Here is a 15,125-nt window from a genome sequence, read left to right as displayed (position 1 = left end):
GCTGGCGAGGGTCGTCAATTGATTCGAAATATTTAAATAGTTGAATATCAGGCATGGGGGCTCCTTAAAAAGGAGTATAAGATCATACTTTTAAGTCAAGGTAAAGTTCGTGATCTTGCCCTGCCTGAAGTCGTAAGAAAAGGATTAAAACAAATCATTTCAGAAGTTGAATATTCAGGAAAGCGCGTATTTAAACAAAAAGGTCATCGACTTAAATCAAAAATTTTAGAGCCAATTTGGAATAGGAATATAGTTTCTGGAAAGGTAAGTTATGAAATAAGCAAGAGTCACCCATTAATTGTAAATCTCAAAAATAAACTGGGAGATGACTTACAAAAAGAGTTTATAAACATTTTAACGTCTGTAGAGTCATCTTTCCCTTCAGACTTATATTTTAATGACTTTGCAAATTCACCTGAAAATGTTACTAAACCTCGTATACCAACGGAAGAATTGAAAAATATTATTAGAGTATTTTTGCCAATCTACAAAAACGAAAAATTAACTAAAGAACAAATGATTGAAAAAATTACTCAGATAGAGCCAATGGCTTCACATATTGATTTAAGTATTAAAATAATAAAAGGAATGGAAATCTAATCATGACCGATATAGTTAAACTAAACCAAATAGAAGATTTAAGTGAAAAGTTTATAGTAGCTAAAGTTGGAGAAAAGGAATTAGATCAAGTTGACTCAGAAATGATTCTTGAAACAGTAAAAATGATGGCTTATAGCTTATCGTTTACCGATGAAAATGATATTAATTTGATAGTCACAAAACTGGAAGAACGATTTGATATAAGTATGACTTTAGGGTCATATTTTGAAGCAAAAGACTATATTCCTTGGTTAGAGGATAACCGTGGTGATATTGATTGGTTCTTCTGGAATAGATATAAAAGACACTTATCGCATTCGAATTTCCCTCCAAAAGTAGTAACGCAATTGGATTTAGTTACTGACAAAATATTGGACCATTTGGAAAATCCTAATAAAGAAGGTGATTGGTCAAGAAAGGGGTTAGTTGTTGGTCATGTGCAGTCAGGTAAAACGGCTAATTATACTGGGGTTATAAATAAGGCGGCTGATGCTGGTTATAAAGTTATTATTGTCCTTGCTGGAATATTGAGTGCGCTTAGAAGTCAGACACAGGAAAGAATTGATGAAGGCTTTAGAGGAGTTGATAGCTCTAAGCAATTAGACGGTATCCCATTGAAGGATAGGCTTGTTGGTGTCGGCAAATATTCACATGATAAAGTTCCAATTTCATTTACAACTACTATTCATGATTTTAAGAACAGCATAGCTAAACAAATAGGCTCAACCTTAGATAATTTTAATCAGCCTGTTGTACTAGTTATTAAAAAGAATAAAGCTATACTACAAAACCTAATAAACTGGCTAAAAAACAATAACCTTAACTTAGACCAATTTCCCTTTCTTCTAATTGATGATGAAGCCGACCACGCTTCGATCAATACAAATAAAGAAGACACTGACGCGACAGCAATTAATAGTAAGATCCGCGAGTTGCTCAAGTTATTTCGACAAAATATGTATCTAGGCTATACAGCTACACCTTTCGCAAATATTTTTATCGATCCCGATAATAATGATGAAATGATAGGTGATGAGCTTTTTCCTAGAGATTTTATTATTAGCTTAGATGCTCCCTCAAATTATGTTGGCTCAAAGAGAATATTTAGCTCAGATTCTGATTTAGACATAGTGCGAGAGCTACTAGATTTTGAAGATTTGCTTCCACCCTCCCACAAAAAGGATTATATACCAGAAGCTATTCCTGCATCTTTAGAAGAAGCAATTAGGGTATTTACTTTAATTAGAGCTATTCGGATACTAAGAGATCAAGAGTTTAAGCATAATTCTATGCTGATTAATGTTAGTAGATTTACTGATGTACAAAGTCATATCAAATTGTTAGTGCATGATTATGTTGATGAACTTAGAAGGAACATTATTAATCACTACGCGTTGGATGAATTAAAAGCAATTAAAAATGAATCTATTAGAAGCTTGAGAGAAACTTTTGATAAAGAGTTTTCAGGAGTTGAATTTGATTGGAAAACAGTTCAATTAACTTTAAAAAGAGCGGTTTCCCCAATTAAAACAATTGAAGTCAACGCCTCAAAAAATTCAGAGCCTTTAGATTACAGCAAAGAAAATTACCCTAATGGGCGAAGTATAATAGCTGTTGGAGGGTTAAGCCTATCGAGAGGTTTAACTTTAGAAGGCTTGACAGTTAGTTATTTTATTCGCAATACGCAAATGTACGATACTTTAATGCAAATGGGGCGTTGGTTTGGTTATAGAGAGGGGTTTGCTGAACTTTGCAGATTATATATGCCTTATGAGGCCATTTCTTGGTATGAACATATCTCTGATGTAACAGAAGAATTACGGGATGAGTTTAAAAGAATGGAAAATGCTAAGCTCACGCCTGAGGAGTTTGGGTTATGTGTACGTAGCCACCCTGAATCACTTATTGTAACAGCAAGAAATAAGATGCGCACAGGTACAAGTGTGTTGAGGCAAATTAGTTTACATGGACGACATGTAGAAACCACAGTTTTAGGTACTTCCAATAGTTTACAGGATAACAACAAAACAGCGTTAGATTACTTGATAAAGGATTTACTGCAAACTAATAGCCTGATTGATACCTCAAGTACCAATTATGTATTTCAAAATATCAATGATGAGCCTATTAAAAAGTTTATAGATGCCTATACAAATCATCCAGCTTCAATAATGACTGAACCAAAGCCTATTTTAGATTATATCGGAAAAATTAATTGCAATTGGGATGTCCAATTAATAAGTAACACTAAGCCTCATGATGAATATAAGGTTTACTCACAACAGAGCATAATCATGCACCCTCTAATGCGGACTGTATGTCTTTATAAGGAAACTAAAAGTGCAGTAACATCCAGCAAAAGGCGGTTTAGTGATCCCAAATGGGAAAAAGCTGGGGTAGACAAAGCAAAAATAAATGCGCATATTGAAAAACTAGAGAGTGCGAAATCTCTTTCAGGAAAGTTATTACGCCAATTAAGAGATCGCCCATTACTAACTGTTTACTTATTAGATTGCGTAGTAGGCGAAACAAAAGAACCAGCAATAGATCAAACCGCTTTAGCGTGGAGTATTAGCTTTCCGGGTGAAGCAGGTAAAGGCAGACCTGAAAATCTTGTCGAATATATCGTTAATACAACATGGTGGAAGCAAGAATTTTCTAGCGTAATAGAGGAAGAGGATGAATTCGAAAATGATTAATCCTTGGGAAAGCATCAAAACACCAAAAGCAGATTTATCAGCGAGAAGAATTGATCATAAGCACCCTTTAGATATTTATTGGGCAAAAGATAGGTTGGGTAAATACTTATTTGTTTGTAAATTAACGAATGAATGTAAATTACCTCCTAAGTATCCATCGCTTTTTGGAATCGAGGTTACCTCTATAGCAGAAACTAAACAATTAGTTTTGAGCTTGAAAAACCCTAGTGATTGGGAACTGTTTTTTTCTTTGTGCAATGACATTATTTCCGCTACACGGGTGTTGAAACCATCAGCCATTGTGCCTGTGATCTTTAGAAGAATTGAACGGTGGAGAGAGTTTTTAAAAAAAGATAGGCAAAAGCTATTACCGGAAAGAGTCATTAAAGGACTAATAGGAGAATTAGTATACCTAAGTCACCATTTAGCCAAAAAATATGGTATTGCTCAATCAATAGATTTTTGGACTGGCCCGGAGGGCAGTCCGCAAGACTTCAATATTCAAAATGCAGCTGTGGAGGTGAAATGCCAAATAGGTACATCTTCGCCCAAAATTAAAATCTCCTCTGCTGAACAACTGTGTGGGCAATTAGATGAATTGTATTTATTTGTGGTTACTCTAGGAAGAACTGAACCTGAATCTCACGATGCTCTGTCACTACCTAACTTAATTTTAAATATTCAAAACATACTTGAAGAAGAGGGACATTCACAACAGCTTGAAAAGTTCCAAGACGCCTTATTAAACATTGGCTATGTGCATAGCGAAGAGTATTCCAATTATAGTTATATAGTAGCTTCAAAGAAGTTCTACGAAGTGTCAGGGGACTTTCCTAGGATTATTTTATCAAGTATTCCAAATGGCGTTTGCAACGTAACATATGATTTAGAGTTGACAAATTGTGAACCATTTTTAATTGACGAACCGTGGGTATCAGCAGTATGAGCTTAGAATTGTTTTACACAAACTTTATGCAAGAAATTTATAGCGAGGCTGAAGTTGGAAGTAAGTTTAACGAACCTGTTTTTGTTGAAAAAGTTTGCGATTATCTGGTTGAACAAGCTGTTATGGAGAACTACAACCTTTGTAGTCATAAAAAAGATTCATTAGGGCTTAAACTTGATGCATGGCATCGAAATGAACAAAATGGTGTACTGACACTTATCGTTTCTCACTATAAAGATAAACTAGAAACACTAACAACTTCACTAGCTATGCAAATTTCGAAAAGAGCAGTACGTTTTTTCGATAAAAGTCTAGATAATAATTTCTACCAAACTATGGAAGAGACAGATCTTGCGTATCCGCTTGTAAGAGATATATGTCTTAAATCCTCAGAGATTACTAGTATTAGAATTATTATAATTACCAACAGTGAATTAAGTAAGTCAATTAAATCTATCCCCTCTGTTGATAGCAATAATGGCATAAAAATTAATTTTGATATTTGGGACATTGAGAGAATTTATCGTATTGACTCATCTAAAGCTGGGAAAGAATCAATAGAAATTGATTTTAAAGAAGAATTTGGAAACTATCTTCCTTGTTTGAAAGCATTCTCTCAAACAGATGAATACCAGTCATATTTATTAGTTTTACCCGGTTCACTCCTGTCCAAACTTTATGACAAGTATACCGAAAGGCTGCTAGAACAGAATGTACGAACATTTCTTCAGTTTAAAGGAAAAGTAAATAAGGGAATGAGGAATACCATTATAAATGAGCCAAATATGTTTTTTGCATTTAATAATGGTTTAACAGCGACAGCGGAAGAAATAGCGATATATGAAGAGAATGGTAATACCATGATCTCCAAACTAAAAAACTTACAAATTGTGAATGGAGGCCAAACTACAGCGTCAATATACAACACGCTGAAAAAAGAAAAAGCAGATTTGACTCAAGTCTTTATTCAGGTGAAATTAACCATCGTGCCACCGGAATCTGTAGAAACAATAGTTCCAAAAATATCAGAGTTTGCTAATACTCAAAATAAGGTGAATGCCGCAGACTTTTTCTCTAACAGTCCTTTTCACTGGCGTTTTGAAGAGCTTTCTAGAAGAATTTGGGCACCATCCTCTGAAGGTGGGCTACAAGAAACTCATTGGTTTTATGAAAGAGCGCGTGGTCAATACATGACTGCCAAAACCAAGCTAACTCCAGCTGAACAGAAAAAATTTGAGAAGATTAATCCTAAGCCCCAAATGCTAACTAAAACGGACTTAGCTAAGTTTTATAATTCATGGGAAAAAATGCCGCATGTTGTAAGTCTAGGTGCTCAGAAAAATTTCGGTAAATTTGCTGAGATAATGACGGAGCAATGGAATAAAGATGATAAGCCATTCAATGAGCTATTCTTTAAAGAATCAATTGCTAAAGCAATTTTATTTAAAGAATTAGATAAAAAAATAATGAAACAATCTTGGTATGGCGGATATAAAGCCAATATTGTTACTTATACAATATCAAAGTTCAGACATATGATTGATGGTAAAAGTAAGCTATTTAATCTTATGGAAATATGGAATAGTCAGTCTTTGCCTGCTGAATTGCTAGATAACCTTCTTGAAATTGCGGCAAAAGTAAATGAGGTAATTAAAGATACACCTCAACACGTTACTAACATTAGTGAATGGTGTAAAAAGCCTGATTGTTGGGAAAATTTAATTAACACATACGTTCCTTTAAGTAGCACTATAGAAAGTATGCTGATTGATCCTTCTGTAGCCAAAGAACAGAAAAAAGAAGCTGCTACTGTCCAAAGTATTGATAATGGTATCGAGGCTCAGAAATATGTTTTTGATAAAACTGAGCAGTACTGGAAGAAAATGCAGGATTGGAACAAAGCTTCGTTTGTATTGAGTCACAAAGAAAAAAGTATATTAGATATAGCAGCGGCTATTCCTACTAAGATACCAACAGAGAAACAATGTTTATCTTTATTGGACGTTGAAAAGAAAGCCTTGGAAGAAGGCTTTCATTTTGTTTAACAACTATCGTTTGATGTGAAGTAAAAAATTACTTATTAATTGCCCTATTTGGAAAGCTAAGTAAGGCGGCACAGCATTACCTACCTGTACGTATTGATTTGTCCTTGTGCCCTCAAAAATATAGTTATCAGGAAATGTTTGTAAGCGGGCCGCTTCACGAACACTTAAACTTCTACATTGTTGCGGATCGTAATGTACGAAGTAGTGACCATCCTTTGAAATATGGCTTGTTACGGTAGTAGCGTATTTATCTGCTACTTGAACTCTAAAGCGGTCAGCGTGTGTTCCTGTATCCCAATTAGCATGGGCTGGAGCTAACTCTTTTGGAAAGTGACGAGATTTAGGCGATGAGCCTTCTATTTGCGCATAAGCGGCGCAGTAAGCGTAGCGAAGTAAATCATCAACCATATGCCCTCTGGTTTCATGGTTTAGCACTGCGTTTAAATTAGGGTCTATATACCAAGCTTTTAGTGGCTCTGGCATAGCTGGGGTTTTGTCGCTTAATGCTGTTTCTATTCTAGACAAACCGATTTTTGGCTTAAGGTTTAAGGAATTGGCTGATTCTGAATTGAATTGTTTTTTCAGTATCCGCTTTAGCTTAGCTGCATTTTTAGTAACAGCTGTTTCCCAATCACTTGCATTATCCTTTTGTTTAGAAAAGCCGCTACGTAAATTAGGTAAATCACCAATAGCTTGCTCTACTGTAACTTGATGGTCGCATACTTTTAGTGTTTCTGGCTTTGCTTTTATATCCTCACGCACACCGAGCAAAATCACACGATGCCTAGCCTGAGGTATACCATATTGTTCACAGCGAATTAAGAAATCGGCAGAGTCTTTATATTGTGGTTCTTCTGGGTTTTCTGCATCAACTACTAATGAGTAGATTTTATATTTTGGAATATTTTTGTGTTTAGTTACTGAGCCAGGATTACGCAAATCTTTCAATATTTGCGGGAACATGACTTGGCCATTAACTTTGGCTGTTAGGATTCCGCGAACATTCTCCATAACAAAAATATCTGGTTTAGCTAAGCTGATTACTTCTAAGTATTCTTTATATAAAAAATGACGAGTATCAGCTTCTGCAACGTAACTTTTATTACCCGCGTTACGAGAGCGCCCCGCAAGTGAATATGCTTGGCATGGAGGGCCACCAATTAGTACTTTTGGGCCTTTATGCTTTTTTACCAATTCAGAAATGCGCTTGTGTATAAGTTCATTGTCTTTACCAAGCTCTTTAGCACCATTGAGAGTTTCTTGGTTGGCTTCTGTTGCAATATCAGGATGAAGATCAAATAACTCGTCACGGGTTATTTCACCATGCAGGTAATCATAGTAATTATCTAACGGCTGAGACTTGTTTTTGAGTAAACGGAAAAAAGCGCGAGTGGTTAATGTTTGATGAGCATTTACATCTTTCTCAACAGAAATACCTATTTGAAAAGGTGTTTTACCGTCATCTGTTTTAGCCGCGGAAATCCCTTCACCAAGGCCGCCAGGGCCTGCAAACAAATCAATGACAAGAACTTCACCGTTTTCCATAACTAACTAAGCAACTACAAAATAAAAAGACAGAGAATCATACCAGGCATGATCCGAGTCATAAAGAGTTATATGAGATTAAAGAGGATGACTGGCTAAAATAGCAGCTAATTGTATAAATATGAACACAGAAGCTAAGCAATTCCCCGTGATCACACCCGAAATTGAATTAATGATGAGTAATTTATAGCATGGATGCTGTAAAAAGCGTAGCTTGGCCATGGATGGCCTATCTACGCTGGTTACGTTCATATCATTAATTTAAATTGAGGAAACAGTGTGATCCTCGGGGCGCCGTGGGGTTCCAAGGGGCGTACGGCGCTATGCGCCCCTTGGTTGCCGTCGCCAACGCGACATAACTAAAAATTTGCAATTAAAAACCAAAGCGCGAGGTTAACTCCCGCCTAAAATTTAAAATCTACGCTTTTCGCGTCAGCAAGCTTAACGCCTACGGTAGTAACAGGAGCTAGGTTCTAGGGAAGTGACTAGGGGCTAGGGTTAATTCGTAGCTCGAAGCACTTTTTATCTTCTCTGTGTAGCGCCGCGCCTCGGTGAGCTCGGTGGTAAAATTGGTTTTAAAACAATCACAGATCGAAAAAGCTGCTAGGTTTTAGGGTAGTGACTAGGTTCTAGGATTAATCCGTAGCCCGTTTTTCAACTTACCAGTTTTACGCTATAAACTAGTCAATTAAAATTTACTTATGGGTTTTAATTTAATTACAAGTCACCATAAGTTAAATATATTTTACTTATGGTCTTGTTAATAAATTATTTAGTCTAAAAGTAAAGTATCGTTGACTTTTTCTTAAGGTATTCTAGAATTGGTTGTATAAGTAAACTATAGTTGACCATAAATGAGCGATTCCTCCGTCAAAAAAACACTCGGAAGAGTTGTTAAGCGTACTGAAATGCCTGAGCTTTCTAAGCCATTTTCACCCATGCAGCTGGCTAAAGCCATTACTGCAAAGCGAACTGGTATGAAGCTGACATTAGTGGATGTATCACAAGCGCTTGCTATTTCTAAGCCTACGCTAATAAAAATAGAAAAAGGTGATGTAACTGTGCAACTTCATAATGTACTAAAAGTTATGGAGTATTTAGGGTTGTCGTTCAGTCTTGTCAGTGATGATATAGCTCATAGCAATGATGAGGTGAGCGATGAACAGTGGTACTAACACCAATCGTTTAGATGTGTTTATCGGTCAATCGCAAAAGGTGGCTGAGATAACGCTGGCAATAGGCTCTGAAAATGAGATTTCATTTACTTATGAGGCTAAATGGATCAACGAGGGTTTTGCAGTTTCACCACATTTGCCACTCAATGGCGGTTTTGACTCTCGTGCAGTACGTAATTATTTGCAAAATTTATTACCTGAGGGGAAAGGCCTTGAAGAGATCATCAGTAGCACGACCATTTCTAAGAATAATACCTTTGGTTTAATTAAAGTTATTGGCGAAGAAACATCGGGTGCTTTGTCGTTTAGAGCAAGTAACCGTGCAGTAAAGCAAACATCTTTTCGTGAAGTAACGAATCACCAATTGAGTCAAAAGCTGAACCGTTTTAAGCAAGCGGGCGAGCCTATTACATTATGGGATGGGCGAACGAGGCTCTCTGTCGCTGGGGTTCAAGATAAGCTTAATTTACTCGAAATCGACGGCAGGCTGGGGTTTGGTGAAGGCGAATTATGCTCTAATAAAATATTTAAGTTTGAAACGGGCGCTGCGCCTTTCATTGCCGTAAATGAGTTATTTACTATGCTGCTGGCAAGAGGCGCAGGGCTTGATGTGCCTGACGTTGAATTGCGTAGCTATGGTGAAATGCGGGCCTTTGTTATCGATCGTTTTGATAGGCGTGTTGTTAAAGAGCAAAACCGAGTCTTACGTCGTCATGTTATTGATGGGTGCCAAGCGACAAATTTGCCTCCTTCTTACAAATACGAGCGTCAGCACGGTGATCAGGGGGACGGTATTTATATTCGAGATGGTGTTTCTTTTCCTAAGCTCTTTAATATTGAAACAGTGAATCTGCAAGCGTATCAGGCGCAACTTATTCGCTGGATAACATTTAATATTTTAGTGCGTAATTATGATGCTCATGGTAAGAACATTAGTTTTTTTGTTGGCAAAAATGGTTTAGAGCTCACACCGTTTTACGATTTGGTAAACATAGAAGCGATTATTGAACAGGCGGGGATTGATTGTGCAAAAGGTGGTTCAAAGCTAGCTATTTCAAGGCATTATGCAATGTCGCTAGGTGACTATAATTCACAAGGCGCGGGTAATTTTAGTAATGAAATAACGGCTTATATGTTAGCTGATTTTGCTGATGAGTTTGATATTTCTCTTGCGCGTATGCAGCTACTGATGAGTCAAACAATTCAGTCAGTATTAGCTGCAATAACAATGGCTAAAGCGACTGCTATTGCAAATAATTTGTCTAATAGTGAACTAGAACACATCGGCTTATGTATTAACATTATCAATAAAGCAGCTGGCGAACTGAGTGAGCAGGTTGGGCTGTTACCAAGTATGAAAGCGTTTATTTAAGTTTCTTCGGTGTAAGTAAAAGGCGATAGGGAAGTGACTAGGTGCTAGGCTGAATTCATAGCACGTCGCTCGCGACTCGTAGCCCGAAGCTTTTACCTTCTCATTTACCCTCATTGTCTTCTCTTTGTGCAAATTGATTGTAAGTGATGTATTCACCACAGAGGTTAAGAGACGCTGCGCTTTCCCCCTGTGTCAGGATAGTTGTCGCCTCTAACTTTTAATAGAGGCAGATAAAATGAGACGTCGATTTGCTCAAGAATTTAAAGTTCAAGCTGTTGAAAAAGCATTATCTCAATGTGATGATGTTCGTCTAGAAGATATTGCTGATGATTTAGGCGTCGGCTATTCAACACTACAACGGTGGATTGCACTTGCTAAAAACCATGAACTTGAAACTAAAAATAACGGTAGTCACATGACAACAGAAAAACGCCCTCATGACTGGAGCTTAGAAGACAGGCTCAACGCCATTATTGAATGTGCGAGTTTAGATGAAACAGCTCTTAATGAATATTGTCGTGCTAAAGGACTTTACCCGCATCATATTCAACAATGGAAGCAAGATTTTGCTAAAGGGCCAGCAACGAAGCCTGTAAAATCAGACAGCAAGCAGCTCAAACAAGAAATTAAGCAGCTTCAAAAAGAGCTTAATCGTAAAGATAAAGCATTAGCAGAAACAGCCGCTTTACTTGTACTCAAAAAAAAAGCAGATGCGCTTTGGGGTTTCAACGAGGACGATTAACCAGCTCAACTGAACGCCATGACTTGATAAAGCTCATTAAAGACGCTCAGAAATCAGGGGCAAGGCAAGCAAAAGCATGTGAGTTACTTGGTTTAACGACAAGAACAATCCAACGCTGGATTGAAGCTGAAGATATGATAGATAAGCGGACAAGTACGATAAAACGACCACCTAATAAGCTAACTGAATTAGAGCAACAGCGTATAATTAAGACGGTTAATTCAATAGAGTACGGGCATTTACCACCCTGCAAGATAGTCCCTAAACTATTGGATAAAGGTGTGTGGATAGCATCAGAAAGTTCGTTTTATCGCGTTATGAAATCACATAACTTACTAACACACAGAGAAAAAGTAAAACCAAATAAAAAGATAAAAAAGCCAAAAGCGCTCAAGGCAACACGTGCAAACGAAATTTATACATGGGATATCACGTATTTGCCGACAGCAGTTAAAGGTCAGTTTTTATACTTATATTTAGTGATGGATATTTATAGTCGAAAAATAGTTGGTTGGCAGGTTCATGACACACAACTAAGCACACTGGCGGCTGATTTAATGGTAGATATTTGCAGGCGAGAGCAGGTAAAACCTGAGCAAGTCACGTTGCACTCAGATAATGGCAGTCCAATGAAAGGAGCAACGTTATTAGCGACATTGCAGGAGTTAGGGATTGTGCCTTCATTTAGCCGACCATCTGTGAGTAACGATAATCCGTATTCTGAGTCATTATTTAAAACATTAAAGTATCGCCCAGAATACCCTGAAAAAGCCTTCGAAGATATCGCGAGCGCAAGGAAATGGGTTAACGGATTTGTAGATTGGTACAACGATGAACATTTACATAGCGGTATTAAGTTTGTCACGCCAAATCAGCGTCATTTAGGTTTAGATAAAGCGATCCTAGCGGAACGTCATCGGGTTAATGAAATAGCGAAATTACAGAATCCAAGTCGTTGGTCAGGAAAGTCTCGAAATTGGACAATGATCAATGAAGTAAATTTGAATCCAGAGAAAAAAAAAGAAGTGCGGGCGGCATAAAATTTAACTTGATGCGACAACTAACTTGAAAAACTCCGCTTTAGAGAAAGAATATAAAGACCGCGTCAGCAAGCTCAACGCCTACGGTGGTAAAAGGCGCTAGGTACTAGGATTTGCTCGTAGCTCGTAGCTCGAAGCACTTTTTATCTTCTCTGTGTAGCGCCGCGCCTCGGTGAGCTCGGTGGTAAAATTGTTTTTAAAACAATCACAACTAAAGCGGGTTCCTACAGGGAAGTGACTAGGCGCTAGGGTTTGCACCAGCTCGCAGCTCAAAGCCCGTTGCGTTGTATTCTTATTTACCCTCATTGTCTTCTCTTTGTGCAAATTGATTGTAAGTGATGTATTCACCACAGAGATTAAGAGGCGCTGCGCTTTAGAGAAAGAATATAAAGACCGCGTCAGCAAGCTTAACGCCTACGGTAGTAAAAGGAGCTAGGTTCTAGGATTTGCTCGTAGCTCGAAGCACTTTTTATCTTCTCTGTGTAGCGAAGCGCCTCAGTGCCCTCGGTGGTGAAAGTGGTTTTAAGATAATCACGGCTAAAGCCAGTTCCTACGACAGTAAAAGGAGCTAGCTAGGGTTAGCCCACAGCCCGTCGCTCGAAGCACTTTTTATCTTCTCTGTGCAGCGCCGCGCCTCGGTGAGCTCGGTGGTAAAATTGTTTTTAAGATAATCACGGCTAAAGCCAGTTCCTACGATTTCAATTCGCAAATTCACACAGTGAGGCAATTAAGTTTGTTATTTGCCTCACTGTGTGAGGCGAATAAAGTGTGCACTTTTTTATATATCAAACGCAAAGGTTTGTTTTAATAAAGGTTGTATATTTGTTTTTATCGCAATGGGTTTGCCATCTGCAAAGCGCTTAGGGTTTACCGTAATAAATCCCCAAAACTCTAAAAACCGCTCTATAAAACGGGATCTGATTAAAACACCTAACAGATCTTGTGGATCTTTGTATTGCGTAGCTGGCACTTCATTTAGTAGGGCTGGGAATGCGGTGATGACTTCTTCAGTCAATTGCTCAACCGAACCGTGTATTTGGATTCGCCACACCATAAAGAGCCAAAAAGTGCGTAGATCGCAATTACTGACAAAGCTATCAAAATAGGCCCAATTATAGTGTGTGGTGGCAGCTTCAAGCATAGGTAAGAAGAATGCTTTAACTCCCTGTGATTGATACTGTTTTTGGGCGGTTTTTTTAACATGGAAACGGCCGCTCTTAAGGTAAATAATACCTGCAATATCTGCCAAAATTCGGGTGTAATGTAAGGCGTTAATTTTGTCTTCGTTACTACCTGCAAACTCACTGATACTGACTGGCTTTTCATACTCAGATACGGCAAACTCTGGGAGTAATTCACTTGCTTGCTTGGCTATTTTGGCTGGTAAATTACCTTTGGTTGTTGCTTTAAATGATCCTCCTTGTTGCATCGCTTCATCTAGTATTATCGCTAAGTAACGCATCACAGGACTTGTTGTTAGCTCATTAGGTATACTTATTGTTACCCTTGCCAACTCATTAAATGGTGCTCTTAGCCAATTATCCATTTGATTGGCTGACAGGCCGCAAAAATCATCTAATGAACTATTGTTGATGCCTGAAATTTTATGTTGAGCTATCAGATTCATTTCATCTAGGCTTAAATCAGGGTTAGCCGCAATAGTGTGTGCTATTTCGTCAAATACTTCGCTGTGCTGCTTTGATGCGCTATCCATACAACAACGCTTATATTTTTTACCGCTATTACACGAGCATGGATCGTTTCTGCCTAACTTCATATGAAATAACTCTTAGTTTCGAAACTTTGCGTAATTCTAATCAATTTACTGATGTTGGATCAAAGTAAGGTTTGCAATGATTTGATATTAGCAAGCTTAAATAGCCGTTTCTACAATTGTAAAAGCGCTAGGATGTTTGCATAAACTCGCTAACTCACACAATGAGGCAATTAAGCAAGCTATTTGCCTCTGCTAAATATTAGAGGCGACAACTATCCTGACACAGGGGGAGGTGAATGGTTGTCGGAAACTTCTAATTGAAAGTCTTGCTGCTAGCGTAAAAAATGCTACGCTATCCCTAATTTAACGACAGTGATGTATATATGATTAAAAGGATTTTATTGGCTATCTGCGTGATTTCAAGCAATAGCACATTGGCCGCAGAGCAGTATTCGCAATCACGGTGTGATGCTATTAAAGCCGAGCGAGAAAAAGTTCAGGATAGAATGAGGGCAGGATATAAGGCAGCTGAAGGTGAGCGTTTACGCAGGCGCTCAACTGAGTTGTTTGAAATATTGGGTCGTCACTGCATAAGCCCAACTAATGGGAGGAGCTACAGTTCAGGTTCACGAACTTATACTCGCTCATCTGCTAATGATTTATTAACTAAAAAAGTTCATGATTCAACGGTCTATAGTAAAACATACGACAGTGATAGCAAGCGACTCGCGTGGAGTAGTTTTTACCAATACCCTGAGCGCTGCCGTGCTAAAGAAATGCAACAAACTGACTTTGTTTGGTGCAGTGAAAATCGAGCTGAGCAGCGTGCAAAATTTGAAGCCCAGTGGCAAGCACTAAGCAAAGCAAGCGCGAATGTTAAACAGCCAACGGTTGTTTTATCTCAACAAAACACTACTGCAATAGCCACAATTACACATTCGATGACGCTAACCCCAGTGTCAAAAGCTGATACCCGTTTGAATACAGTTGCTTTGGAAAAAGAAGGCTATAACTACAAAATTTGGCAATTAGTGGCTGTTGGTTGTCTTGCTTTTATGGGAGTTTTTGGCGCTTACCGCTGGTTTAAAGATTAAGTGCAAAACAAGTCGCGATATAAAATCGCTTATATGGACTCCTCCTATTGCACAAGCCTTTTTACATTAAAATGATGTGATTGCGTGCTTATATACGGGCTCTAATGAGGCGCTACCTCGGCCACTTTGATGTTTTCGCGCCCTTGTGCC

Annotated in this window: 10 protein-coding genes; 8 read left to right on the top strand and 2 right to left on the bottom strand. The window is 38.1% G+C overall.

Annotation, left to right across the window (positions count from 1 at the left end; translation table 11 throughout):
* The first annotated feature begins 453 nt into the window (after window positions 1–453).
* From H5180_RS22700 to H5180_RS22685, 4 genes are read left to right on the top strand one after another with little or no spacing between them, the layout of a single operon-like run.
* Window positions 454–600: a hypothetical protein gene (locus tag H5180_RS22700; RefSeq protein ID WP_182759194.1), complete on the top strand. Its 147-nt coding sequence runs from the start codon at window positions 454–456 to the stop codon at window positions 598–600.
* A gap of 2 nt (window positions 601–602) precedes the next feature.
* Complete coding sequence (locus H5180_RS22695; RefSeq protein ID WP_182759193.1) at window positions 603–3,299, top strand: Z1 domain-containing protein; 2,697 nt, start codon at window positions 603–605, stop codon at window positions 3,297–3,299.
* The gene (locus H5180_RS22690) at window positions 3,280–4,245 is read left to right on the top strand and encodes a PD-(D/E)XK motif protein (RefSeq protein WP_182759192.1); all 966 of its coding nucleotides are present in this window, start codon (window positions 3,280–3,282) and stop codon (window positions 4,243–4,245) included. Before H5180_RS22695 ends, H5180_RS22690 begins: the two co-directional genes overlap by 20 nt.
* The gene (locus H5180_RS22685) at window positions 4,242–6,290 is read left to right on the top strand and encodes an AIPR family protein (RefSeq protein ID WP_182759191.1); all 2,049 of its coding nucleotides are present in this window, start codon (window positions 4,242–4,244) and stop codon (window positions 6,288–6,290) included. The genes H5180_RS22690 and H5180_RS22685 overlap by 4 nt, the downstream gene beginning before the upstream one ends.
* 3 nt (window positions 6,291–6,293) lie before the next feature.
* Here H5180_RS22685 and H5180_RS22680 read toward each other — a convergent pair whose 3' ends face one another.
* Window positions 6,294–7,835: a DNA cytosine methyltransferase gene (locus tag H5180_RS22680; RefSeq protein ID WP_182759190.1), complete on the bottom strand. Its 1,542-nt coding sequence runs from the start codon at window positions 7,833–7,835 to the stop codon at window positions 6,294–6,296.
* A gap of 854 nt (window positions 7,836–8,689) precedes the next feature.
* Here H5180_RS22680 and H5180_RS22675 point away from each other — a divergent pair.
* The 3 genes from H5180_RS22675 to H5180_RS22665 all read left to right on the top strand — a co-directional run bounded on the left by H5180_RS22675 (window position 8,690) and on the right by H5180_RS22665 (window position 12,164).
* Window positions 8,690–9,010 carry a helix-turn-helix domain-containing protein gene (locus H5180_RS22675; RefSeq protein WP_145242858.1) on the top strand — a complete coding sequence of 107 codons (321 nt, stop codon included), beginning with the start codon at window positions 8,690–8,692 and terminating at the stop codon, window positions 9,008–9,010.
* Window positions 8,994–10,382, top strand: a complete 1,389-nt coding sequence (locus H5180_RS22670; RefSeq protein ID WP_182759189.1) for a HipA domain-containing protein — start codon at window positions 8,994–8,996, stop codon at window positions 10,380–10,382. The genes H5180_RS22675 and H5180_RS22670 overlap by 17 nt, the downstream gene beginning before the upstream one ends.
* Before the next feature lie 235 nt (window positions 10,383–10,617).
* A protein-coding gene (locus H5180_RS22665; RefSeq protein WP_182759188.1) for an IS3 family transposase occupies window positions 10,618–12,164 on the top strand; the annotation gives its coding sequence in 2 pieces (ribosomal slippage) (window positions 10,618–11,077 and window positions 11,077–12,164; 1,548 coding nt in all).
* 778 nt (window positions 12,165–12,942) lie between these two features.
* On the opposite strand, the gene H5180_RS22660 is transcribed toward H5180_RS22665, so the two are convergent.
* A complete protein-coding gene (locus tag H5180_RS22660; protein ID WP_182732139.1) occupies window positions 12,943–13,941 on the bottom strand; it encodes a YecA family protein in 999 nt (332 codons plus the stop codon).
* 323 nt (window positions 13,942–14,264) lie between these two features.
* On the opposite strand from H5180_RS22660, the gene H5180_RS22655 reads away from it, so the two are divergent.
* A complete protein-coding gene (locus H5180_RS22655) occupies window positions 14,265–14,975 on the top strand; it encodes a hypothetical protein (protein ID WP_182759187.1) in 711 nt (236 codons plus the stop codon).
* Window positions 14,976–15,125 lie beyond the last annotated feature (150 nt).

This window comes from Pseudoalteromonas sp. SR41-4, assembly GCF_014163985.1.
GTDB classification, from domain to species: domain Bacteria; phylum Pseudomonadota; class Gammaproteobacteria; order Enterobacterales; family Alteromonadaceae; genus Pseudoalteromonas; species Pseudoalteromonas rhizosphaerae.
Note: the sequence above shows the minus strand (reverse complement) of the source record. Positions and strands in the feature narration are given on the sequence as shown.

Excerpts from the sequence above, each read along its gene's own strand:
- H5180_RS22695 (WP_182759193.1), top strand. The coding sequence starts at position 603 with ATGACCGATATAGTTAAACTAAACCAAATAGAAGATTTAAGTGAAAAG.
- H5180_RS22690 (WP_182759192.1), top strand. The coding sequence starts at position 3,280 with ATGAATTCGAAAATGATTAATCCTTGGGAAAGCATCAAAACACCAAAA.
- H5180_RS22685 (WP_182759191.1), top strand. The coding sequence starts at position 4,242 with ATGAGCTTAGAATTGTTTTACACAAACTTTATGCAAGAAATTTATAGC.
- H5180_RS22680 (WP_182759190.1), bottom strand. The coding sequence starts at position 7,835 with ATGGAAAACGGTGAAGTTCTTGTCATTGATTTGTTTGCAGGCCCTGGC.
- H5180_RS22675 (WP_145242858.1), top strand. The coding sequence starts at position 8,690 with ATGAGCGATTCCTCCGTCAAAAAAACACTCGGAAGAGTTGTTAAGCGT.
- H5180_RS22670 (WP_182759189.1), top strand. The coding sequence starts at position 8,994 with ATGAACAGTGGTACTAACACCAATCGTTTAGATGTGTTTATCGGTCAA.
- H5180_RS22660 (WP_182732139.1), bottom strand. The coding sequence starts at position 13,941 with ATGAAGTTAGGCAGAAACGATCCATGCTCGTGTAATAGCGGTAAAAAA.
- H5180_RS22655 (WP_182759187.1), top strand. The coding sequence starts at position 14,265 with ATGATTAAAAGGATTTTATTGGCTATCTGCGTGATTTCAAGCAATAGC.